1 protein-coding gene is annotated in these 1,008 nt (G+C 69.8%); it reads right to left on the bottom strand.

Features of this window, described 5'->3' with window-relative positions; all coding sequences use genetic code 11:
- Nucleotides 1–339: 339 nt before the first annotated feature.
- Nucleotides 340–1,008: creatininase family protein (locus VXC91_RS46045; protein WP_329513278.1), on the bottom strand; the 669-nt coding region annotated here is incomplete at its 5' end.

Genomic DNA, 1,008 nt, shown 5'->3' with positions numbered 1-1,008 from the left:
GACACGGGGCTGACTGTCGCGGTCGTGTACGGCGTCCTCAGTTTCGTCGCGAGCCTTCCCGGCATCCCGGTCCTGCTCGCCCGGTGGTACACGGGGATGCGGAGCTCCCGGACGGGCGTGGCGTCCGAGCCCGTCGACGTCGGTGGGCCACCCCCGGCGGTGGACGGGGACCCACCGGGCGGCGACGAGGCCGTGGCCGTGGGCGCGGAAGCAGCCTCCGTGGCGGTGCAGGTGACCGGGCGGCGCGGAGCGCACCCCCCACGCGTTCCGCGCCCCCGTGCCGTACTCCCCGTACCCACGCTCGCCTCCTGTGCCGCGGGCAGTGGTCCTGACGGGACGTCAGGAGCCGTGTTCCATCGCGGAGTCGTCGGTACCGGCCGCACCGCTGTCGGCCTCGTCCGGGGCGACCAGGGAGAAATACGCCTGGAAGGAGTCGGCGAGGGCCGCGAGCAGTTGCTTCCCCTTTTCGGCGGAGGCGAGCGAAGGACGCCCGATGACACCGGTCTCGGTATAGGCCGACATACCGAGGGTGAGTAGATGCCTGCGGTCGTCGGCGATGAAATCCGTGGTCTCGTAACCGGGCCTGACCAATTCGGGATGGCAGTGCAGAAGAATGGAGGTCTCGATTTCCCCGGCATGCATGTCGCTGAGTAGCGAGGTGCGCACACCGGCGCGATCCCGGGCCGCGTCCCAGTCCTCCGGGGCCGGGAAAAGCGCCATCCGCACACCGCTGCCGGCGGATTCCTGGACGACATTGCCGAGGACGTAATTCCCGCCGTGGCCGTTGACCAGGACCAGGGCCTCGACGCCCGAGCGACGGAGCGATTCGGCGATGTCCCGTACCACCGCGTGGAGAGTGACGGAGGAGATGCTCACGGTTCCCGGCCATGCCGCGTGTTCGTGCGAGCAGGAGATCGTCACCGGAGGAAGGAGGTGAACCGGATACGCTGCGGCGATCTCGCGGGCGATCGCGCAGGCCACCAGGGTGTCGGTGGCCAGCGGGAGGTA

The organism is Streptomyces chiangmaiensis (assembly GCF_036281785.1).
Taxonomy (GTDB): Bacteria; Actinomycetota; Actinomycetes; order Streptomycetales; family Streptomycetaceae; genus Streptomyces; species Streptomyces chiangmaiensis.
This window is presented reverse-complemented; position numbering and strand designations above follow the sequence as displayed.